Origin of the sequence: Acidobacterium sp. S8, from assembly GCF_009765985.1 — a bacterium.
Classification (GTDB): domain Bacteria; phylum Acidobacteriota; class Terriglobia; order Terriglobales; family Acidobacteriaceae; genus Alloacidobacterium.
In genome coordinates this window covers 204,086-226,628 of record NZ_LMUM01000037.1, presented here as the reverse complement: position 1 = coordinate 226,628, position 22,543 = coordinate 204,086, and the positions used below count along the sequence as shown (strand labels likewise).

14 protein-coding genes and 1 tRNA gene are annotated in these 22,543 nt (G+C 54.4%); 8 read left to right on the top strand and 7 right to left on the bottom strand.

All coding sequences use genetic code 11. The features are described from left to right. Positions 1-36: 36 nt before the first annotated feature. A complete protein-coding gene (locus GSQ86_RS19705; RefSeq protein ID WP_158751890.1) occupies positions 37-2,991 on the top strand; it encodes a TonB-dependent receptor in 2,955 nt (984 codons plus the stop codon). 54 nt (positions 2,992-3,045) lie between these two features. Here GSQ86_RS19705 and GSQ86_RS19700 read toward each other — a convergent pair whose 3' ends face one another. Next, positions 3,046-4,089: a COX15/CtaA family protein gene (locus GSQ86_RS19700; protein WP_254062505.1), complete on the bottom strand. Its 1,044-nt coding sequence runs from the start codon at positions 4,087-4,089 to the stop codon at positions 3,046-3,048. 36 nt (positions 4,090-4,125) lie between these two features. On the opposite strand from GSQ86_RS19700, the gene GSQ86_RS19695 reads away from it, so the two are divergent. Continuing rightward, positions 4,126-4,521, top strand: coding sequence for a hypothetical protein (locus GSQ86_RS19695; protein ID WP_158751889.1), 396 nt, complete (start codon positions 4,126-4,128; stop codon positions 4,519-4,521). Between the two features lie 294 nt (positions 4,522-4,815). Next, complete coding sequence (locus tag GSQ86_RS19690) at positions 4,816-6,048, top strand: glycosyltransferase family 4 protein (RefSeq protein ID WP_158751888.1); 1,233 nt, start codon at positions 4,816-4,818, stop codon at positions 6,046-6,048. Here GSQ86_RS19690 and proC read toward each other — a convergent pair. From proC to GSQ86_RS19665, 5 genes are all read right to left on the bottom strand, one after another. Further along, positions 6,008-6,829, bottom strand: a complete 822-nt coding sequence (gene proC, locus GSQ86_RS19685) for a pyrroline-5-carboxylate reductase (protein ID WP_158751887.1) — start codon at positions 6,827-6,829, stop codon at positions 6,008-6,010. The genes GSQ86_RS19690 and proC overlap by 41 nt on opposite strands. A gap of 24 nt (positions 6,830-6,853) precedes the next feature. Continuing rightward, positions 6,854-8,626 carry a DUF885 family protein gene (locus GSQ86_RS19680; protein WP_158751886.1) on the bottom strand — a complete coding sequence of 591 codons (1,773 nt, stop codon included), beginning with the start codon at positions 8,624-8,626 and terminating at the stop codon, positions 6,854-6,856. 63 nt (positions 8,627-8,689) lie between these two features. Next, complete coding sequence (locus GSQ86_RS19675; RefSeq protein WP_158751885.1) at positions 8,690-9,574, bottom strand: sigma-54 dependent transcriptional regulator; 885 nt, start codon at positions 9,572-9,574, stop codon at positions 8,690-8,692. Positions 9,575-9,797: 223 nt separating this feature from the next. Continuing rightward, positions 9,798-10,604: an ABC transporter ATP-binding protein gene (locus tag GSQ86_RS19670; protein WP_158751884.1), complete on the bottom strand. Its 807-nt coding sequence runs from the start codon at positions 10,602-10,604 to the stop codon at positions 9,798-9,800. A gap of 23 nt (positions 10,605-10,627) precedes the next feature. Then, entirely contained in the window at positions 10,628-12,022 is a 1,395-nt protein-coding gene (locus tag GSQ86_RS19665) for an efflux RND transporter periplasmic adaptor subunit (protein WP_371720683.1), read from the bottom strand. A gap of 288 nt (positions 12,023-12,310) precedes the next feature. Here GSQ86_RS19665 and GSQ86_RS19660 point away from each other — a divergent pair, with 288 nt between their 5' ends. The 3 genes from GSQ86_RS19660 to GSQ86_RS19650 all read left to right on the top strand — a co-directional run bounded on the left by GSQ86_RS19660 (position 12,311) and on the right by GSQ86_RS19650 (position 16,139). Then, positions 12,311-14,068, top strand: coding sequence for a GWxTD domain-containing protein (locus GSQ86_RS19660; protein WP_158751883.1), 1,758 nt, complete (start codon positions 12,311-12,313; stop codon positions 14,066-14,068). Positions 14,069-14,240: 172 nt separating this feature from the next. Beyond that, positions 14,241-15,941: a carboxypeptidase-like regulatory domain-containing protein gene (locus GSQ86_RS19655; protein WP_158751882.1), complete on the top strand. Its 1,701-nt coding sequence runs from the start codon at positions 14,241-14,243 to the stop codon at positions 15,939-15,941. A gap of 122 nt (positions 15,942-16,063) precedes the next feature. Continuing rightward, positions 16,064-16,139 (top strand) — tRNA-Lys (locus tag GSQ86_RS19650). Positions 16,140-16,441: 302 nt separating this feature from the next. Here GSQ86_RS19650 and GSQ86_RS19645 read toward each other — a convergent pair. Next, on the bottom strand, positions 16,442-19,195 hold the full coding sequence (locus GSQ86_RS19645; RefSeq protein WP_158751881.1) for a chemotaxis protein CheB: 2,754 nt from the start codon (positions 19,193-19,195) through the stop codon (positions 16,442-16,444). Between the two features lie 405 nt (positions 19,196-19,600). Here GSQ86_RS19645 and GSQ86_RS19640 point away from each other — a divergent pair, with 405 nt between their 5' ends. Together GSQ86_RS19640 and GSQ86_RS19635 are read left to right on the top strand one after the other, a co-directional pair. Further along, positions 19,601-21,145: a polysaccharide biosynthesis C-terminal domain-containing protein gene (locus GSQ86_RS19640; protein WP_158751880.1), complete on the top strand. Its 1,545-nt coding sequence runs from the start codon at positions 19,601-19,603 to the stop codon at positions 21,143-21,145. Positions 21,146-21,192: 47 nt separating this feature from the next. After that, positions 21,193-22,161, top strand: coding sequence for a glycosyltransferase (locus tag GSQ86_RS19635; protein ID WP_216841220.1), 969 nt, complete (start codon positions 21,193-21,195; stop codon positions 22,159-22,161). Positions 22,162-22,543: the final 382 nt, after the last annotated feature.

The window sequence follows — 22,543 nt, the reverse complement described above, 5'->3', positions numbered from 1 at the left end:
AAATATCTTTTGATCGTTTAATTCCTTGGAGACTTTGTGAATCAAAGAGTCCTGCTACGCTATTTTTCTATCCTGATGGTTCTGCTTCTCAGCCTGGGCTCGGCATCGCGCCTCCAGGCGCAGGCCACGAAGGGCTCCGTACACGGACAGGTGACCGACCCTTCCGGCGCAGTCATTCCGAATGCGAATGTGAGTCTCACCACGCCCGACGGGCACACCGTCGCTACTGTCACTTCCAGCGGAAGCGGCTCCTATCAGGTCAATAACCTCACGCCGGGCACCTACATTGTCATTGCGAATGCGCAAGGCTTTGCCCCGTCCAACTCCAAGGCGATTTCTGTTGCTGCAGGCCAGGCAAAGCTCTTCGATGTATCGCTGGCCATCCAGACCGAACAGCAGCAGGTACAGGTGGAAGCTGAGGGCACCACGGTAGACACAAGCCCGGACAGCAATGCAAACGCCGTCGTCATCAAGGGCAAAGATCTTGATGCTCTCTCTGACGATCCCGATGAGCTATCGAATGAGCTGCAGGCCCTCGCCGGTCCATCGGCAGGTCCGAACGGCGGCCAGATTTATATTGACGGCTTCACGGGCGGCCAGCTTCCGCCCAAATCGTCCATTCGCGAAATCCGCGTCAACCAGAATCCCTTTTCCGCGCAGTACGATCGCCTCGGATACGGCCGTATTGAGATTCTCACCAAGCCCGGCACCGACAAGCTGCACGGCAGCATCAATGCACGCGGCACTGATTCGGCTTTCAACTCGGCGAACCCTATCCTGAACTCGAACCTACAGCCCGGCCAGCCGAAAATTCCCTTCCCCGACTATTACACCTATTTCCTCAATGGCAATGTCGGCGGCTCGATCAATAAGAACATCTCCTTCTTCGTGGGTGCTTTCGGGCGCGATATTCAGAATGTCAGCGTCGTTGATGCTGTAGATCCCGTCGCTACCACTGATCCAAACTCTCCCGTCTTTCTGAACCAGACCGTCGCCAATCCCAGCACACGCATCGATATCAACCCGCGCTTCGACTTCGCCCTCAGCCCGAGCGATACGTTGACTGCACGTTACAGCTACACGCGCAATACTCAATCCAATTCCGGAGTCGGTCAATACACCCTGCCCTCCGTTGGATACGACACGCACAATGTCGAGAATGAAATCCAGCTCAGCAACAGCTGGGTCATGAATCCGCACGTCGTCAATGACATGCGCTTCGAATACACCCGCACTCGCAATCAGCAGACGCCGCTCTCGACCGATCCCACCGTATCGGTACAGGGCTCCTTCACTTCGGGCGGAAGCAACAGCGGCACAACTCGCGACAGTCAGGACTACTACGAGCTGCAGGATTACTTCACAGCCTCAGGTGGAAAGCACTCGTTGAATTTCGGCGTAAGAATGCGTGCTACGCGAGATGCCAACTACACCGACTCAGGCACCAACGGACAATATACCTATAACGACCTGGCTGATTTCATTAATGACAAAGGCAATCCCACGCCGCAGCTTTTCAGAAAATACCAACACACGGTAGTCAACAATAATCAATACACCGCCCGTGTCACCCTCTTTGATATCGGCATGTTCTATCAGGATGATCTGAAGGTCAGCCAGCGCTTCACCTTCAGCTATGGCATCCGCTGGGAAGCGCAGAATCGCGTCAATGACAAGAATGACTGGGCGCCGCGCATATCGATCGCCTATGCCCTTGACGGCGGCCACGGCAAGCCTGCCAAGACCATCCTCCGCGCCGGATACGGCTGGTTCTTCCAGCGCTTCGGCATCGCCAATAGCTTTGGCGGCGGTGGCAGCACGCCCTTCTTCGTCAATTCCATCCACCACAACGTGCCCGTGCCAGGGGGCGAATCCAATCAGCAGATCGTCATTGTGAGTCCGGGGCAGCCAACTCCTGCTCCTACCTATTTCCAGGTCGATCAGCATTTCCACGCGGCAAATGATATGCAGGCTGCCATCGGCGTCGATCGTCAGTTCAGCAAGCACATCACCAGCAACGTGACCTACCTCTACAGCCAGGGCGTGCACCAATACCTCACCAACAACCTGTCCGCGCCCTACTTCGATTCTTCAGATGACACCTACGCCAATGCGGTCAATCTGCCTACGCCCAGCGAGAACCTCTACACCTACCAGTCAGGAGGCTTCTATCGGCAGAGCGAGCTTATCGCCAGCGCGAATGCTCGCTACCGCCGCTTCAGCCTCTTCGGCTTCTACGTCTACAACAACATGTTGAGCAACACCGGCGGAGTCAACAGCTTCCTGTCGAACGCACACGATACCAAGCTCGACTACGGGCGCGCCGCGCAGGACATTCACAACCGCTTCGTGATCTTCGGCAATATTCAGGGGCCATGGGCCACATCCCTCTCTCCGTTCCTCGTCTATAACTCCGGAACGCCCTACAACATCACCATCGGCCAGGATCTCACCGAGAACAACCAGTTCAACGCCCGTCCTACCTTTGCCGCCAGCTGCACGGAGCAATATGCCGTAGACCTTTCGCAATATGGCTTGCCCTGCATGAACATCAACCCGCTCGGAACGAATGAAAAGATTGTTCCCTATGGCTTCGGCACCGGTCCCAGCAACGTCAGCCTGAACATGCGCGTCGCTAAAGTCATCGGCATCGGGCCAAAGGTCGAAGGCAATGGCCCAAGCGGTGGTGGCCCAGGCGGCCGCGGTGGTCGCGGCTTCGGTGGATTAAGCGGTAATCAGGGCGGTCCCGGCAGACTGGATGCAGCAGTGCCTCGCAAGTACAACCTGACGCTGACAGCCTTTGCCGCGAACGTCCTCAACCATCAGAACCTGGGAACGCCGAACTCAGTCCTGTCTGCGACCCCTGATGCGTCAGGCGTATATCAACCGCAATCATTCTTCGGTAAATCACAATCGCTCGCCGGCGGCTTCTTCGGTCCGCCGACGGCAGGCAACCGTAGCATCTTCCTGGAGGCCGCCTTCAACTTCTAGAGCTGAAACCTCCAGCGCTGTATAAGAACCGCCGTTCTTCGGAATGGCGGTTTTCTATTTGGATCGAAGACCGGCAAAGGGAAGGTGGCAGATAGATTCCGTACAGCCGATGGGAACAATGCAGACGCGAGCCGTCAGAACAACCAGCGCAATCCAGAGCAGATCAGCGCCCAGCAGGTGAACGATCTGCATCCAGGTAGGGGCAAGCAGCGCCACATCGGCAAATCCCAGCAAATATTGCAACGCGAGAAGCCCGACTACACCCATGGCCAGACTGCGATTTCGGCCTCTCCACGCGCTGGTAAAAATAAGCCAGCAGATGAAGGCTCCAGCCAGAAACCCAAGGCTTGGGTGCAGCCAGCGGATGCGCAGCAGCCACCCACTTTTAGCTGAGAAATCCTGGGCCAGTGCCGCTCCAAGCGAAGTTGCCGGAAAAAGCGTGTCGCCTAATGCCGCCAGCGAACCGCTTACGCCCACGAAAAGCGTTGCCAACAGACCGATTGACGCCACGCCCTGAGCCCGATACTCGACGCTGCCGCGCATGAATCCGCGCTCCCGCGACAAAAAGTGAGCCGTAAACGCCAGGGCCGCCAGCAAAAGCAGCGTATTCGCCAGGTGCAGCGAGAGATACACGGCGCGCGAGGCCGATTGGTCGTGAGCGACCTTCCCCAACAACACAAGAAGCGCTCCCAAAAGCGCCTCATTGAAGGTAAGAACGGCCGCTGCGATCACAAAAAATCGCGCCAGATGACGCTTCGCAGTTGATGCAAACGTCCAGGCCAGCAAAGCCAGCATCGCAACCAACGCGATCCCGCTGGTTACCCGGTGTGTCAGTTCGATAATGGTTTCAATGCGCGGCGAATGCTGCATGACCGTTCCATTACAGAGCGGCCAGTGTTCACCGCAGCCCGCTCCGGAACCGGTAGCACGCACGATCGATCCCCATAATATGACGGCGACATTGTAGATAAGTACAAGCCATGCAAAGCGTTGCACCCCTCTGGAGTGGTCTTCGCGGGCGGCGGAAAATGGAAGAGCGCTGGTGGTCAACGGAGTGTCACCTGCTTTGGCTAATATTTTAATCGTTTCTTCGGTCACAACTCTTTAGAAGGCGGCTGAATCTAATCGAATGCTATGAAAATCAATCGTTTCGCTTCGCTGCTCCTCGCCTCCACGCTTTTCGCCGCGCCGGGTGCCGCAATCTGGGCGCAGTCTACTGCCTCGCAGGACATGAAAACGGCCGGTACAGACACCAAAAATGCCGCAAAAGACACCGGAACCGGCGTAAAGAAAGGCACGACAAAGGGCTACAACAAGACCAAAGAAGGCACGACTACCGGCTACGACAAGACCAAGGAAGGCTCAACCAAGGCTTATGACAAGACCAAGGAAGGCACAGAGAAAGTCGTAAATCCGGACGCGGAGCCGACTACCAAGGCCAAGGACAAGTCCAAGGAAACTAATCAGAAAGCCCACGACAAGTCCAAGGAAACCAAACAAAAGGTCAACGATTCTACGACCCCGCAGTAGTGTTGATTCTTCGCCAAACAATGCAATTTCTTCGCAAGGGAGAGATTGACTTATCCCTATAGCAGAATGCTGGTTGAGTTAAACTCCCAGCATCGCTATCCTTTTCAAGGATTTACAGGTTTGTCATAGGAATTCCCTCAAAGGTCTCTGATTTGCTTGCGATTGAAGGCAGGACGTAGACGCGCTGCCATTCATGGATCGACATAAAAAAGAAAAACTTTAGCTTACCATGGTAACTTTAGGTGGGGTACGTCTCTAAATTTCACGCAAAGTCCAAAATTCGGGGTTAGACGTATGCGGATTTTTGTCAATGAATTCTCAGGGCACCCGTTTCAGATTCAGCTCAGCCGTGAGTTAGCGCGCCGCGGGCACCAGGTTCAGCACGTTTATTTTGCCGGCAACATATCCACGCCAAAAGGTGCCGTGTGCGGAAAAGAATCAGCCAATATCACCATCACCGGCATGAATATCGGTTCGGCATTCGTGAAACATTCGCCGCTCAAGCGCCGAGCGGCGGACATAGAATATGGCCGAGTAGTCTCGGAGGCTGTACGTCAATTTCACCCCGACGCCATTCTCTCTTCAAACATGCCGCCCGATGGGCAAAAACTCCTCCTTCAGGAGTCCAAAAGGCAGGACGCCCAATTTGTATATTGGTTGCAGGACATTTATGGCCTTGCAGTTCGCTTTTTCTTCGAACGCCGAGCCAAAATGTTAGCCAGGGTCGGCGGCTCGTATTATGAACACGTCGAGAAAACGCTATTAAAACAATCTGATCATGTTGTCTGCATTTCCAATGGCTTTGTCGATTATGTGAAACGATGGGGCATCGATCCACGCAAAATTCACATGATCGAAAACTGGGCACCGTTGGATGAGGTGCTCCCCTTGCCAAAAGATAATGCGTGGGCGCGCGAGAATCACGTCGCGGACAAGTTCTGCTTCATGTACTCGGGAACACTGGGGATGAAGCATCGCCCGGAATTGCTGCTGAGCCTCGCTCAACACCTCGAGAAAATGCGGGAGGCCATTCTGATCGTGAATGGCGCGGGAATAGGCGCTGACTGGCTGCGCGAGCATACGAAAGACCTCAGTCCTGACGTGTTTCGCCTGCAGCCATTTCAGCCATATGACCGACTCTCGGAAGTCCTGGGTGCGGCGGACGTGCTTATTACGCTCCTCGACTCCGATGCAGGGATGTTTGCCGTTCCCTCCAAGGCACTTGCATATCTTTGCGCGGGACGGGCCATGCTGATGGCGGCTCCCGAAGAGAATCAGGCGACAAAAGTGGTTCGAGCCGCCAATGCAGGATGGGTCGTATCACCCGACTCTCCTGCGGACTTTGTTTCCGCCGGTCGCAAACTGATCAGCAGTCACGATCAACGCACTTGGTTTGGAAAGCAGGCGAGAGCCTACGCTGAATCACACTTCGACATCGTGCCAATCGCAGACTATTTCCTCAACCTGCTCGAAAAGGGCGTTCCTGCTATCCAGCAAGCTCGCGAGCGCGTTGCGCTGCCCGCATAACAGCCTTAATCAAGGTGACGCGAAGACCCCCTTCTTCGAGTTCCAGGATGCCGTCAATCGTGCAGCCAGCCGGAGTTGTAACGGCATCCTTGAGCAACGCCGGATGATATCCCGTATCCAGCACCATCTTGGACGCACCGAAAGTCATCTGCGCGGCGAGCAACGTCGCGATATCGCGCGGTAGGCCGACTTTTACACCGGCTTCGGCAAGCGATTCGAGAATGATGTAGATGTATGCCGGCCCCGAGGCGGAAAGCGCTGTGACGGCATCCATATGCTTCTCGTCCACAATCACAGTGCGGCCAATCGTCTCATAAATGCGTGAGGCCATCAGCATCTGCGCATCGGTGACATACCTACCGCGACAGAGAGCCGTCATGCCCACGCCCAGCATGGACGGGGTATTCGGCATGGAACGGATTACGGGAATGGACAGCCCCGCTGCCTCTTCGATAGCGCTTGTCTTCACGCCTGTCGCAAAGGACATCAGCATCTTTTCCTCTGTAAGTACCGGCCTGAGTTGGCTGACCAGTTCTGTGACCTGAAACGGCTTCACACCCAGTAGAATGAGGTCGGCGCGGCGCGCCGCCTCAACATTATCAGTCGTTACTTCCACGCCCCACTGTGCGGAGAGCACCTGCGCCCGTTCCTCATGCGCAACAGTCGCGGTCAGCTGATCCTGCGTAAAGAGCTGCTGCTTCAAAAACGCCTGCAGCAGAATGCCGCCCATTTTGCCCGCGCCGAGAATGGCTACGCGTATTTGAGTAATATCTTCGTTCATCGTGCTCCTAGACTACACCGGCCGCTACTTACCTTTTTGCTGCGCAATCCATGCAGTCACACGCTCATCGAGGACATCCAGCGGCAGCGCTCCTGAGTCGAGAACCTCATCATGGAAAGAACGCAGATCAAATTTGCTGCCAAGCTCTTTCTGCGCCCGCGCTCTCAGTTCGAGAAGCTTGAGCTGGCCCATTTTGTAACCCAGAGCCTGCGCCGGCCACGCAATATAACGGTCTACTTCTGCGTTTACGGTTGCATCATCCAGTCCGGAATGAGCCTTGAAAAACTCCACCATCTGATCGCGTGTCCAATGCTTGGAGTGCACGCCGGTATCAACAACAAGCCGGATGGCGCGGAAGATATCCGCCTCCAGACGCCCAAAGTCGGAATAGGGATCCTGATAAAAACCGACGTCTTTTCCCAATCGTTCCGCATAGAGTCCCCAGCCCTCGCCGTACGCCGTGTAATGCATGTATTTGCGGAATTCAGGCAGGCCGGTCAGCTCCTGCGCGATGGAGACCTGCAGATGATGTCCGGGCAGGCCTTCGTGGTAGGCAATCGACTCGACATTCGCCAGCGAGCGGTGCGCGAAGTCATACGTGTTTACATAGACGGTGCCGGGACGTTTGCCATCAGGCGAGGCATGCTCATAGTAGGCAGGAGCCTGATCTTTTTCGATGAAAGAAGGCACGGCTTCTACGACAAGCGGCGCTTTAGGCAAGCGTCCGACCAGATCTGGCAGCTTCGCCTTCATCTGGTCAATGTCATGACGGTATAAATCGAGCAGCTGCTCTCTTGATTGCGCGTGCAGCTTTGGGTTTGCCGCGATGGATGCGCGCAGCGAAGCAATATCTTTGAACCCGAGCTTCTGCGCGATCACGAGCATCTCAGCTTCGTCGCGCTTCACTTCATCAAGACCAATCTGATGAATCTGATCCGGCGTCAGATCGGTCGTTGTGCTCTGGCGCACGCGAAAGGCATAATATTTATCGCCGTCTGGCAGCGACCATACACCCGGCTCCGTGCGTCCCGCAGGGATGTAGACGCCCTGCAGAAATTTCGCAAAGCGAGTGTATGCCGGCTGCACCTGCTTCTGAATGACATCCAGAAGCGAGGCCTTGATGCGGTCCTGATCAGCAGCCGAGATGCTTGAAGGGAATTTTTTCAGGGGACTCGCAAAGGGCGTTTCTTCCGGCTTCTGCTGTGCGATGGTGTTCACCTGCACCAGCACTTTTTCAAGCAGATATTTTGGCGGCACACGATGATCGTCGATGCCGGTCATCATGTTGTCGGTGATCTGCTGAAAAGCATTGGGGATTTCTTTCAGCCTGGCGATGTAATCGTCATAGTCCTTAACCGAGTCGAAGCTGAGCACAGAGACAAGCTGCGGCAGTTCGGACTGCAATCCGTTGAACTGATCTACCGGCATCTCCCACGGCTTGAAGTTTGCTGCTTCCTGCTCCTCCGCCAATTGTCGGGCCATCAGGTCCTTGCTCAGTTGCTCCTGATCACTGAGGCCGGTGGTATCGATAGAGCCGAGGCGTATCAGATAGTCGCGTCCGCGCGTCAACCGCTCGTTATAGGCGGCCACGGAATAATCGGTAAGGCGATCGTTCCAGCGCTTATCGCCAATCGAGGAAGCAAATTCAGGCGAGTGCTGCAGACGGTCTTCCCACATGTCGGAGAAAAGCGTATTGAGCGCTTTACTGCGTTCCGCGACACTCTGTGCATAAGAGGCGAAATGTGCGGGAGCGAGGAGCAAGAATGACGCGAGGGTCAGGGAGAGAAGTTTCTTCATAGCAAAGGTGACTTAAAGCGCAGTGTATCAGGGGATTCACCCCCTTCGCTCTGTGTGCATCCCTTACTTATGCGAGGCGAGACTTCCTGACTCCAGCAATCGATACAGCGTAGAGCGGCTGATTCCGAGCAGCTGCGATGCTCGCAGCTTATTGCCGCGTGTCCGGGCAAGGACGTGAGTGATGTGGCGCAGAATCATGCGGTCGAGATTTGGATCATCTTCACTGGGTGCGACCGTGCTGATTTGCGGACGAAGCGCGCTTGCCGCCTGCATAAGGGGTGGAGTGTCGATGGGACGGATCCACTGCCCCGCGCAATCCATGACGGCGTTTGCCATGATCGTCTCAAGCTCGCGCACATTTCCCGGCCAGCTATGCGTAAGCAGCCTTGCAAGCGATCCCGGTCCGAGGCCGCGCATCGCTTTTCCGTGCACCGCACCGTGATGGATGGCAAACGATTCGGCAAGCGCCGGAATATCGTCACGTCGGTCGCGGAGCGGAGGCAGTTCAAAGCGAATAGCGGTGAGACGGTAGCAGAGATCGGTGCGCAGTTCGCCGCTGACGGAAAGCTGACGCAGTGGCTTCGAGGAGCCGACGAATAACTGTCGCGGAAAGATGCCGTTCATATCGCGCCCGCTGCGGTGCTCCCACCACTCCAGAAAGTCGATGAACCGCGACTGCTGCTCGGAAGTCAGATCCGCGAGACGACTAAGATAGAGCGTTCCTCCGCGAACCTCTTCGAGGAGCGCCTGCGTCTCTGACAACAGAAAGTGGGCCGCAGGGCAGGCGGTAAAAGCGGCCCCAGAAGCCGGCCCGAGCGTATGCAACGTCCGGGCAGCCAACGTCTTCCCTGTCCCCGGTTCTCCCTCGATCGCTGCCACACGGAGGTGAGGTGCGGCCTGTCGTAGGCGCGCAAATAGCCTCTGCATGACGAGGCTTTGCCCGATCATCCCCTCCAGGCCTGCCAGAGCTCTGCCGGGCTCCTCGGCCCTCAACGAGTCATTGCTCAACTGTATGAACGCGGACACACCACTCCCCTGGGTCGTGATTCTCTATCTGGCCATGGACGACAAGCCTGTACGGTTCATCGGCTGAATGAAAAAAAAGAAGAGCAATGAGCACAAAAAGAGCGCCTTATTGGGCGCTCTTTTTTGGCGATTTGTCGGACCGGGATTACGGGTTTTCTATTTCCTCGTCTGCTAATGGCTTGTGCACGCGAGACGAAGCCTGATCGGAGAAAATCTTGCCGTCTCGGATGTGCACGACGCGATGCGCATATTCGGCGATATCAGGCTCGTGAGTCACGAGGACGATGGTATTGCCCCGGGCCTGCAATTCGTCGAAGAGGGCCATGATTTCATCGCCGGTTTTCGAGTCCAGGTTTCCTGTTGGCTCGTCGGCCAGGATGATCGAAGGCCTGTTGATGAGCGCGCGGGCGATAGCGACGCGCTGCCGCTGGCCGCCGGAAAGCTCGTTCGGCTTGTGGTGCATGCGATCGCCAAGGTTGACTGCGCGCAGTGCATTCTCGGCACGCTCCAGCCGCTCTGCGGCCGGGGTGCCGTTGTAGATAAGCGGCAACTCCACGTTATGCAGTGCCGTAGCGCGCGCCAACAGATTGAATGTCTGGAAGACGAAGCCGATTTCCTTGTTGCGGATGCGTGCAAGCTCGTCATCGTTCAGGTCGCTGACGAGATGCCCGTTCAGCCAATACTCGCCTTTGCTGGGGGTATCGAGACAGCCGATCAGGTTCATCAAAGTAGATTTGCCTGAGCCGGACGGGCCCATGATGGCGACATATTCATTCTGCTTCATACGCAGGTGCACGCCCTGCAGGGCGTGCACCTGCTGCTCAGAACCCATGTCATAGGTCTTCCAGAGATCGTGCACCACGATGATGTCGCCGGGCCTGGGTCCGTTTGGATTCGAGACTCCGGGGGTAATTCGCGCTTCTGCTTCGCTGGGTGTCTGGGTCGTTATCATATGCCTGCTCCTGATTCTCCCCACTACGAGGACGAAGAAGAATCGCTATCCTCTTTGTTGACGGTCGGTGGAGTCGTATCCCGTTTGACCAGCGAGTCGTCCTTCAGATTTCGCAGGATACGGTAGGTTCCCGTGACGATTTCATCTCCCTCTTTCAAGCCGCTGGTTACTTCGATATCGGTGGACCCGGTGATTCCTGTGGTTATGGGAACAAAATGCGCCCGCAGTTTGCCGTTCTTATCAGGACGCATCACGAAGACACCCTGCACCTTCTCGGCATCTGGTGCGGCCGCTTTGGTGGCGGAAACGGGCTGAACATGCGCCTTTTCCGTCGAGGGCTCAGGAGGGCGCATCGTGAGCGCCTGAATCGGGATCGAAAGCGTATTCGGCCTGCTGGCGGTGGTGATCTTCGCTGTCGACGACAAACCCGGCTTCAACTCGTCATAAGCACGGTCCAGGGTGACGACAACCTTGAAGTCTTTCGCCTCTTCCGTTCCGCTGGTCGATTGGCTTGTGGCTACGCCTGTGGAGCGGAGGAGAGCCTGGTCGCCTACCTCAGTGACATGTCCCTTGAAAACTTTTCCCGGCAGCGCATCGACACTTACATCGGCTTCCTGCCCAAGGGAGACATTTACGATGTCGGTCTCGTCCACCTTGACCTCGGCGGTAATAATCGACATGTCGGCAAGAGTCATAAGGGTTGAGCCTTCGGCATTCTGAATGCCGACGACTACTGTTTCCCCTTCACGGACGGGCAGATTGGTGACGAGCGCGTCAAATGGTGCGACACTGACCGTCTTATTCAGCGCATCCTCGTTAAAGCGCAGTGTCGCGACCTGCGTTCCCAGGTGGCCGCGGGCAGAATCCGTCTGCGCCTTTGCCTGTACCAAGGCGGCGTTCGATTGGTTCAGAGTCGCGACATCGGTGTCATATGCTGCTTTTTTGGCGTCAAAATCGGCCTTGGAGACGAGTTTTTCAGCATAAAGAGCCGTATATCGATCGTAATCAAGCTTTTTTTGTTCGAGATCTGCCTTCGAATGCTCCACATTTGCTTCGGCGGTCTTTTCCGCAGCGATATAGGACGAAATATCCGTTTTCGCGGCATCAATCGCTGCCTTCTGGGCATCTACATTGGCCTCAGGCTGGATGCTTTCGACCGTCGCTAGCACCTGGCCCTTCTTTACGTGGTCGCCCTCTTTCACATAGAGGTGCGTGATGCGTCCAAAAGCCGTCGCGCCTACGTTGACATAGGTTTTGGGCTTGATCTGGCCGGTTCCGCTGACGACGGCCACGAGGTTGGCGCGCACGACTTTTCCGGTCAAAACCTTGGTGTAGCCCGATTGAGCACGCACAATAGTGAGCGCAACGATACCCGCCACGGCGAGAATGACGACAACAATAATGACAATTTTTTTCAAAGCCAGTCTTCCTGTATCTGCATATTTGCAAAGCCTTGCCCGGCACTCGATTCCAGAAAATACGAAAGTCCGGCAGGCCGGGTTCCGCAAAAACGCAGTTTTCCTTACGTCCCGATTGTCTTCCGCTCAGGTGGCAACCATGATAGCAGTCCCGTATTTCGACGCGATAGCGCTAAAAGACAGGCTCAGACGTCTAAAACTATGTTCTGAATGCGGAAGGCGCTTGTATTCCGTCTTCATGAATCCGTAAAATTGATGGAAGCGGTAGAGGGGTAAAACACACACAGTATGTTGAAGGGCCGTATTCCAGCATTTCTCGCGATCTCCCTGGGAGCTTTCGCGATTTCTCAGGCGCAGTCGACAACGCAAACCGATCCACAGTTGAAGAGCCGACCGGCTCAAGCGCAGGCCGATAGCCAGAGTCCCTCCACAACGGATTCCTCCACAGATGATCCGCTGAAGCGCCAGCTTTCTGATAAGGAACGCTTTAAGCAACAAAAGGAACTGAAGCAGGAATTAAAAGGGCCCTACAAAAAGTGGGTTGACCAGGATGTCCACTGGATTATCACTGATCAGGAATTAAGGGCGTTCAAGAGCCTGAGTAACGACGAAGAGCGCGACGCCTTCATCGAAGCCTTCTGGCAGCGCCGCAATCCCAATCCGGATTCGCCGGAAAATGAGTTCCGCGACGAGAATTATCGCCGTATCGAGTATTCCAACGAGCATTTTGCTGCCGGAAAACCGGGCTGGAAGACAGATCGCGGCATGATCTATATCAAGTATGGCAAGCCGGACAGCACCGATTCGCATCCCAGCGGCGGCACCTATGACCGTCCGATGGATGAGGGCGGCGGCACTACCTCGACCTACCCGTTTGAAGTCTGGCATTATCGCTACATCGAGGGCATCGGCGAAAACATCGATATCGAATTTGTCGATACCTGCATGTGCGGCGACTACCACATGACCATCGACCGCTCCGAAAAGGATGCTCTTCTGCACGTTCCAGGCGCCGGTCAGACGCTTTACGAACAGATGGGCATGGCGAAGCAGGCGGATCGCTTTCACGGCGGACTGGAATCATTGGGTACCGGACCGATGTCGAGCATGCAACAGAGCAAGCAATTCGACCGCCTGGAGCAGTATGCGAAGCTCGAAGCTCCGCCAGTCATTAAGTTCAAGGATCTTGAGCTTGAATCGTTCATGACGAACCACAAACTCATGAATGGTCCGTTCTTTCCCTTCGATGTGCGTGCGGACTACGTGAAAGTGACGGATGACACGGTACTGGTACCGCTGACCCTGCAGATCAAGAATCGTGACATCACCTTCAACAGCAAGGACGGTGTCTCCAGCGGCCAGGTTCATATTATCGGTCGCGTCTCCTCGATTACGGGCAAGGTGATCCAGAGCTTTGAAGAAACGGTTGGTGTTGAGGTTCCATCAGAATTGCTGTCGAAGACCCTGGACAACAAACAGCTTTTCTGGAAGGCTCTGCCTCTTCGTCCGGGTCGCTACCGCGTGGATATCGGCATCAAGGACGTCAACAACCCGGACCATCTGGGTGTGTGGGCGCAGGCGATTAATGTGCCGAGGTATGACGATGACAAGCTGTCAGCTTCTTCGCTGATTCTCGCCAATCGTATGGAGTTGGTACCATCGAAAGAAATTGGCGCCGGCAACTTCATTATCAGCAACACAAAGCTCTTGCCAGCCGTCACGTCAAACCCTACAATTCCGCCAGCATTCCAACGCTCACAGAAGCTGAATTTCTGGATGCAGGTATATAACCTGGGAATTGACGAAAAGAGTAAGCAGAATGCGGCGACGATTCAGTACGAAATCGTCGATCTGGCGTCTAATAAGACAATCTTCGATATGCAGGAAGACTCGAAGAAGCTCGGCGCCAATTCTGATCAGGTAACGCTGGAGAAAAGCGTCCCCCTCGCGAATCTTCAGCCCGGAAAATACCAGATCTGGATCAAGGTGAATGACAGTATTTCCAACCAAAAAATTGCGCAATCAGCGCCTTTTACGGTGGAATAGGTAATAGAGGTGCGGAGGACGAAGCTGCCGTTAGAGCAGCGAGTCCTGGACAACAACGATTTTGGGGCAAACGGCCAGGAGTATGGAGGGTCGCTTGACGTTTTCCAGTTCAGGTGGTGATGGAGAACTGGAAGCTGTCGACCGATCCTGGTGACGAACGAAATCGGTGAGCATGACGGTTCTCAATCTGCGGATCAAGATCGGCCCAGCCTTTGCGCTGCTGATCGCCATGCTGGCGCTGCCTGCGTATGCAGAGGGGCCTGCCGCTGCTGCGATCTCAGGCGTGGTCCGGGATGCCAAAGGTGCGCCACAGGTGGGCGCCCTGGTAGAACTGCTGGGGCCAAATCTTGCCGTCCTAGCCAATGCCTTTACCGACGACCATGGCCGTTATACGCTGCAGACGATAGTTCCCGGCACCTATAATCTCAAGGCCTCCGGCTCGTTTTTCCTGCCTACACTTCGACAAAACATCCGCGTAGCGGCCGATTCAAAGATGGTGGTCAATCTAACGCTGGACACCCTATACGAGGCGTTCCGCTGGCTGCCCGCAAAACCACGGCAGGTGGATGAACCTCAGGATGACTGGGCCTGGACGCTGCGCCTCTCCGCAAACCGCCCGTTGCTCCGCATGCTTGAAGATGGTCCCCTGGTTGTTGTTTCGGATGGCGATGGCAGCACTCCGGCGCTTAAGGCGCGGGTCACGATTCGCGGCGGCGCAAGCCAGTTTGGCGATGGCGGTCTGCACCATGATTTTGAAATGGAACGCTCAAATGGCGATGGCCAGCAGTTGATTCTGCGTGCTGATTTGAGCCAGGCTGAGAGCGCGTCGCTGAATACGGTGGTCGGCTACGCTAAGCAGCTTGGCCCGGGGCGCACCATGAGGACTGTGGCAGCCTTTGAGGACCGCCCCGATATCGAAGGCGGCGTGCGGGATCAGGGATTACAGGCCGTGGTGTTGCGATCTTCGGAAACAATGGATCTTTTGCCCGATGTAATATCCGCCGAATTCGGCAATGAAATTGAGGCGATTCACCTGGGGGACAATCAATTCGCCAATCATCCCTTTGCGGGTGTCAGCGTACATGCGGGTGATAATACCGTCTCCTACCATATGTCCACTTCACCGGGCGCACAGCATGCGGATGAGATTGACCGGGCAGAGACGCTTGCTCCGGCTCTTACTGAGCAAAATGGCAAGCTGCTTCTCGAAGACGGATTGCATCAGGAGATTTCCTACGAGCGCCATAAAGGCCGCGTCACCTGGCGGATGACGGCATACCAGGATCACATCAATCATCCGGTTGTAAGCGGTGGTGGAACTCTTTCGCTCGCCGACTGGAATAGCGGCAATCTACTTTACGATCCCAATACCGACTTGTTGAAAGCAACTGGCCAGAATTTCTTCAGCAACGGTGTGCTTGCCGAAATACGCGACCATATCGGCGACGACACCTGGTTGAGCCTCGCGTATGCAATGGGCGATGCACTGACGATGGAGTCCTTATCTGGGCCGGTGACGCTGGAAGAAGGCATCGGCAGCCTTCACCCGCGCAGAGCTTCGATGGTCACGGCCAGCATCAATGGAAAATCAAAACATGCAGGCACGCAGTGGCGCGCCTCTTACCGCTGGCAACCAACCGACACAGTCACGCCAGTCGATTCTTTCAACAACCAGCTGTCCGATCCCTACCTGAGCTTCTATCTGCGCCAGCCTATTCGGTGCCACATACTTCCTTATCGAGTGGAAGCCCTCATCGATGTTCGTAATTTGCTTGCGCAAGGCTACCGGCCCTTTGTGACGCAGGACGGTAGCACATTGTATTTTGCGCAGGCGGAGCGCAGTATTCAAGGCGGACTTTCCTTCTCCTTCTAAATTTCAAAACCGCCTTCCGCGTCGCTGTTTCCAGTAAATTTTTGTGCTATATTTCTATAAGAGCATTCTCTTGAAGAATGCTTCCCTTCTCAGTCCCGCAGAATTTTCTACTGCGCAAAAATGGACGCGTAGCTCAACTGGCAGAGCATTCGACTCTTAATCGACAGGTTGTAGGTTCGATTCCTACCGCGTCCACCATCTTTTAAAATACCTATGGCAAAATATCTTGTTGGCCGCTCCTTGATGAGGTGAAGTCTGTGGGAACTGCCAACGACTGTCTCGAACTCCAGAGCGCGATCCGATGCAATCTTAGCCCTTTTCGGAGGGACGATGATCGAGTGGATTAGAAGATCATCTTCGACTGTGAAAGCGGTTGGCGCATGGTTTCTGTGGCTCGTATATACGTTGATTTGGAAAGACGACGAACTATGATGCGCGCCACGAGTTCCGTGTTCTCTTATTCACCGAATGTGCCAACCGTCGCGGGCAGGAAAGATTTATCAGCCGCCGTAATGCTCACTATTGACATCGCGATCACTTTTATTCGATCCAGGTTTCTCCCTGGATCCGCCCTTTTTTAAGGATCGCTTCTTTCCATTCGAAGCCTTGATTGCCGTCGCGTCCTCGAATGCGCTTTTGTCGACCATGCTGAGAACAACGCCATCGATGCGGTTTTCAAGCGTCAGATAGGGAGTAATCCGAATCATGCACCAATTGCCTTCGCGGTCCTGTACCGGATACTGCTTCGCCTGCCCCTTCTGAATCACGTCCAGCATCATCGGCTCCAGGTTAGATACGTCGATCTTCAGTTTCAATCTCGGTATGGGCCTGCCCACATCACTTGCCATCAGACCCAGCACCGACGCCGCCTGCGGAGTGAAGCGACGCACGCTGAGGTCAGCCCCCATCATTACCATAGGCAGGTTCACGCTATGGAGAAGATTCGTCAGGTCATTGTTCAACTGTGTCAGTAACTCATTGCGATGTTGCATCTCTTCGTTCACTGTGTGCAGTTCTTCGTTGGCTGATTCCAGTTCCTCCTTCGAAGTCTGCAGTTCTTCATTTGTGCTTTGCAGTTCCTCATTGCCCGACTGAATTTCCTCATTCGCAGACTGCAGCTCTTCGTTCGTTATCTCCTGTGTCTCAATAATCGATTGCAGATAGTCCTTCGTCGACGCCAGCTCCTGCTTGAGTTGCGCAATTTGCTTGTCCCGTTCGGATTGGTCGATTTTCGCCGACGGCTTCGGAGTTAACTTCGCCCTCGATCCATCACCAGTCTCGTGAGCAGCGAGCTCAAACACGATCAGGAAGTTGTGTTGAGCCTGGAGGGGCGTGCGGAACGGGATTACTCGAACCACAACATGCGCTGTGTGTCCGTTCCCCTCCACCTGTATGTTCTCGCGCTTTGCCTCGACCCCGCTTTTACGCGCTTCATTGATAGCGCTCTGCAATTCGAATAGCAATCCGGGTCGCGCCATCTTCAGCAGATTCAGGGTGGCTCTTCCTGTTGGCAGCTCCAGAAACGCGCCGGTCCGGCCGCGGTTCTGCAGAATCTCAAGCTGATCGTTAATCACCACCGCAGGAGGTGTATATCGTGCCAGCAGGAGGCGGTCTGCCTCTCGTTGTAATTCGATCGGCGTCCTCAGATTATCCGGCGGTGGTGGCGGCGGTGGGATTTCTATTCCTTCTTTAGCTTCTTCAGGCGCGCTCGGAGAAACGCCGAAGGTCATGGGCGTAGAGACCAGTTTTTTACGGTAGATTTTCTGCTTCTTGTCGGCCATCTCAAATAACTCCGAACCCGCTCCCAACAGACCCTCTGTGCTTCCAATCATAAGGAACCCAGTGGGATTCAATGCATAGTGAAAGACGGGAATGACCCTCTTTTGCAATGTTTGACCTAAATAGATCATCACATTACGGCAACTCACCAGGTCCATGCGGGAAAATGCCGGATCGCGGAAAACGTTCTGCGTCGAGAAAATGCAAAGATCACGGATTTTCTTGCTGATCTGATAGCCGCCGTCTGATTTATGAAAAAAGCGCCGCAGCCGCTGTGGGTTTACATCCGCTTCAATGCTGTCCTTGTAAACGCCGGCGCGGGCGCGTTGTATCGCGGTCTCGCTTAAGTCTGTTCCGAAAATCTGGATAGGCACTTCTGTCCGCTCACCGAGAAACTCCACCAGCGACATGGCATGAGAATACGTCTCTTCACCGGTGGAACATCCGAGAACCCAGATGCGGATTGGCGAAGAAGAAGACGTGCGCGCTTTCAGAATAGCCGGATACACAATCTGCTTGAGCGCTTCAAAGGCATCCGGATTGCGAAAGAAGCTGGTCACATTGATCAGCAAATCCTGGTACAGCGCATTTATCTCCGCACCTTCGTGATGCAGCAGGCGCACATATTCATCGATCTTTTCAATTTTGTGCAGAGCCATTCTGCGTTGAATTCGGCGGCCAATTGTCGGCGGCTTGTATCCGGAAAAATCGACTTTGGTAACACGTCGCAACAGACGAAACACCTCGGCTAGATGGACGGTCTTTTCTTTGGTGTTCTCACCGGCTGGCTCAAGATAGTAACCGGACTCATAGGCATACTTGCGTATGCGCGCCAGCTCGGCAGCAATTTCTCGCGGCGAGAGAACAAAGTCCACGCATTCCGCGGCAATGGCACTCGCCGGCATGCCGTCATACTTGGCCGATGCGGTATCCTGCGCAAAAGTGATACCGCCTTTGTCCTTGATAGCTGCTAATCCTCGCGTGCCATCAGAAGCGGTTCCGGAAAGAACCACTCCAATCGCATTGTTGCCTTGGTCAGCTGCCAGCGAGCGGAAGAAGATATCGATCGTCGTATTGACTAACCGCGCTTCTTCCCTAACAGCAATATGCAGTATTCCATTGGCGATCGTAAGATTGCAGTTCGGTGGAATGACATAGAGATGATTCCGCTTAACTCGCATTCCATCCGTTACCTGCTGCACGGGCATCGACGTGGAACGGGGTAAAATCTGCGTAAATGCGCTTTCGCGGGAAGGATCAAGATGTGGCACGAAAACAAAGGCCATGCCGAGATCAGGGGACAGAGCCTTTAGCAGGCTGGTGAAAGCTTCAAGTCCACCGGCGGATGCGCCAATTCCCACGACCGGAAATCCGTTGTTGATGGCTTTCGCATTTTTCTTACTCTTAACTTTAATTTTGGAATTGTGAGTGGATTTCGTCTCGTCAGCTTTGTGGCGTCGCTGTGGAGTTGTCATTTTGTTATAGCTGCTTGATTCTGTGATAGCCGACAGACTGCTGGAATCAGTAGTCCCTGATCGTCTCGCTGACGCGATTGACACGACAAGGCATTATACTGCCGCCCGATATAGATGTACTAAATCTACTTGTCGCGTTCGCGGGTCACCGATTCTTACTTTTGTTTTAGATAACAGATTCATCGCACTCAATGTCTCATTGGCAGTGGAGAGTCCAGTAGGTTTTACAACGAAGATTGGCCGCGCAATCCGCTGGTTCCGGAGCCAGGAACGCGATGTCTGGGCGGATCCAGTGCCTGGGTAATACAGATCAATTGTGCGTTGGTGCGATATCCTACACACGTGTCATTGACTGCTTAAGCCGTGCTGAAAAATACTGAGAAACGTGTACGAGTCCAGAATAGAATGCCGGCGCTTGCTAGTATCGCGAAGAACTCCGTTGCGAATCTGAGCAGGATGGGAACTTCGTGGCTGCTTGCATTATTCCTGCCACCTCTTCTGGTGCGTGTACTTGACAAGCCGGTTTACGCAACCTGGGTCCTCATTCTTCAGGTTGGAGCCTATGTCGGACTTATCGACGCCAGCATCCAGTCTGTGGTCGGGCGATTTGTCGCGCGCGCGGAGGGGCTTGACGACAGTCGCTACATGGGACGAATGTTGAGTAGCGCTGCGGCTCTCATGCTTTTCGCGAGCCTGTCTGCTGCGATCCTGATCGTCTTGGGCTCGTGGCAGTTGGAACACCTTTTCCCGAACATTCCGGCCTCCATCAGTTCGGACGCGCGCCAGGCGCTTCTCATCGTCGGCTTGTCACTGGTTTTCAGCCTTCCCTTTTCCACGCTGGCCGGCACGTTCTTCGGCCTCCAGAAGAATGAAGTCAACGCATTGGCAGGGAGCCTGGGAAAGATCGTCGGTGCCGTGGGTGCTGCGTGGGCTGCCTATCATCATCAGCGCCTCTATATTATGGCGGCGTGGATCGCGCTCGGCAATCTCCTCCAGGCCGCGGCTTATGTATGGGCCTGGAGCTTCCTCAAAATGAAAGGCGTTCTCCGCTGGGCAAATGTCGACAAGGCTGCGGTCAAGGAGTTCGTGACGTTCTGCTACGCAGTCATTGCCACTCAGATCGGATCGATCCTGATTACGGGCATAGATTTGCCGATCGTCGCAGCTTTCGACTTCCACTCGGCGGCCTATTATGCAGTAGCCGCAACAGTCAGTAATATGCTCATAGTGCCTCAAGGGGCCATCGTCGGTACGCTCATTCCCATAGCCTCCGGAATGAGCGCCATCCAAGATCCCATTCGCATGGGTGAGGCGGTTCTCAGAACAACTCGTTACGCAACTGCTCTCCTCTGTATTCTCGCGTTACCTCTGCTCCTGGGAATCCATAGTTTCCTGACGCTATGGGTGGGACCAGATTATGCGCGCCACGCATTACTCTCTGCAGTCATTCTGATCATCGCGCAATTTGTCCGCTTAACTCTCATGCCTTACGCGAGCATTGGCTTTGCTGCCGGTCAGCAGCACCAGATGCTCATTTCTCCGCTCGGAGAAGGAGTCGCAAATCTGGGGTGCAGCCTGATCGGCGCTCAATTGTTCGGAGCAGTTGGGGTGGCGTTAGGCACGTTGCTTGGCGCATTTGTTGGCGTAGCTCTGCATTTCATCGTCAGTATGCCCCGTACTGACGCGATGCAATTCAGCCGCAGACGCCTGCTAACAAACGGTATCATTGCACCTGTTCTGTGCTGTCTGCCTTCAGCGGCTCTCGTTGGTGTTCTGATGCGGCAAGAGATGCATCTGGCCACAAAATGCATTCTGATTTCCGGTGCCGAGATCTCTGCTATCCTGATCACTTATAAAGTGAATTTCAACCACCTGGAGCGCAAAGAGCTTACCGATTTAGTCATCCGTGCTGTTGGTAGGTGGTCCAAACGAGCAAGGGCTGTCGCCTGAATGCTCTCTAGCGACTCTGAGCCCCTTGTTTGAAAGCAGAATGCAGAGTGGACAGCGGGATCGAAACTTCCGAAACTCGGATCCTCTTTCAGCTAATGGAGCATAGGGCAATGCAGATTTTGGCTGTTGTAGTCTGCTACAAGAAGCTTTTCGAAGAATCGGAGACGTTGCAATGCCTCTGTGAGGCTCTTGCCGCTGAGCCGGAGTTGGCTGCGGCTTATAAACTTCTCGTCTGGGATAACAGCCCAGAGCAACTTTCAAGCCCTCGCCTACCGGTCCCTTTCACTTATCGTCATTCCGAGCAAAATCTCGGTGTTTCGGGAGCTTACAACAGTGCTCAACAAATCGCGACCGAACAGGGCTATCCGTGGATGTTGCTGCTTGACCAAGATACGAAAATCAGCCGAGAAGTGCTCTTTACCATGCTTCGGTATGGCACCAATTTGCTGGCCCGCAAGGAAATCGCTGCAATCGCGCCGACTGTGCGCGTGGGACATATTGTTGTTTCTCCAAAGCGGCAACTATATATGCGGAATCGCAATTACCCGGCAGGAGAATGCGGTGTCGCAGCTGGAGAAGCAATTGCCATCAACAGCGGTTGTATGCTGCGGGTCGAAGCTCTACGGACCATTGGAGGGTTCAGCCCGGAATTCTGGCTGGATTACTCCGATATGTATGTTTTTCACATGTTCTTTCGGCACGATCTGAAAGTCTGGCGGGCGGCGGACGCGACCATCGAACATAAGATGTCGATCATGGATTACGACCATCTCATGACCCCCTGGCGTTACACAAATTTCTCCATGGCAGAAACTGCATTTCACGATCTCTATCGTGACCGCTTCGAGAACGCCCTGCAAACGCTTCGGCTTTTTGCAAGAGCGATCAAACAGCGATTTAAGTATGAGAACCCCGAATTTTCACGAATTGCGTGGCGACAGTGGTTGTATAGGGTGAAGACATCAAAAAGACAGCGACTCACAAACTGGCAGGCGAATAGCACAGGCCGGAAATGATGTGAATGGCGAAGCTATTTTCCCAAGTGTTCGTCGGGCCATCGGCTTCCAGTTCTGACTTGTCGACTGATTACATCTGACAGCTTTCAGGTGTTTGATTTATGAGGACTCCTGACGCATATGCTGAACAACAATTTGGAGTGCCGACGACTTGTTGAACTCGCAATTCTATTCCCCGAATCGCCCAAGCCTGAGCATCTGGTTACTCAGAAAACGGCGCGCAAGCGAATGGCTATTTTTTGCAACTCTTATTGTGTACATACTCTTTTGCATCTTTTTTTATTTCCAATATGTGGAGCCGTGGATCGCTGGAGAGATCCAAACTCGTATAGGAGCAGATTCTGATCGGTATTGGGAATATGCAAAATGGGCGCAGGACTCT

Excerpts from the sequence above, each read along its gene's own strand:
- GSQ86_RS19675 (WP_158751885.1), bottom strand. The coding sequence starts at position 9,574 with ATGATCGGGCAAAGCCTCGTCATGCAGAGGCTATTTGCGCGCCTACGA.
- proC (WP_158751887.1), bottom strand. The coding sequence starts at position 6,829 with ATGAACGAAGATATTACTCAAATACGCGTAGCCATTCTCGGCGCGGGC.
- GSQ86_RS19640 (WP_158751880.1), top strand. The coding sequence starts at position 19,601 with ATGCCGGCGCTTGCTAGTATCGCGAAGAACTCCGTTGCGAATCTGAGC.
- GSQ86_RS19695 (WP_158751889.1), top strand. The coding sequence starts at position 4,126 with ATGAAAATCAATCGTTTCGCTTCGCTGCTCCTCGCCTCCACGCTTTTC.
- GSQ86_RS19645 (WP_158751881.1), bottom strand. The coding sequence starts at position 19,195 with ATGACAACTCCACAGCGACGCCACAAAGCTGACGAGACGAAATCCACT.
- GSQ86_RS19655 (WP_158751882.1), top strand. The coding sequence starts at position 14,241 with ATGACGGTTCTCAATCTGCGGATCAAGATCGGCCCAGCCTTTGCGCTG.
- GSQ86_RS19680 (WP_158751886.1), bottom strand. The coding sequence starts at position 8,626 with ATGAAGAAACTTCTCTCCCTGACCCTCGCGTCATTCTTGCTCCTCGCT.
- GSQ86_RS19660 (WP_158751883.1), top strand. The coding sequence starts at position 12,311 with ATGTTGAAGGGCCGTATTCCAGCATTTCTCGCGATCTCCCTGGGAGCT.
- GSQ86_RS19670 (WP_158751884.1), bottom strand. The coding sequence starts at position 10,604 with ATGATAACGACCCAGACACCCAGCGAAGCAGAAGCGCGAATTACCCCC.
- GSQ86_RS19690 (WP_158751888.1), top strand. The coding sequence starts at position 4,816 with ATGCGGATTTTTGTCAATGAATTCTCAGGGCACCCGTTTCAGATTCAG.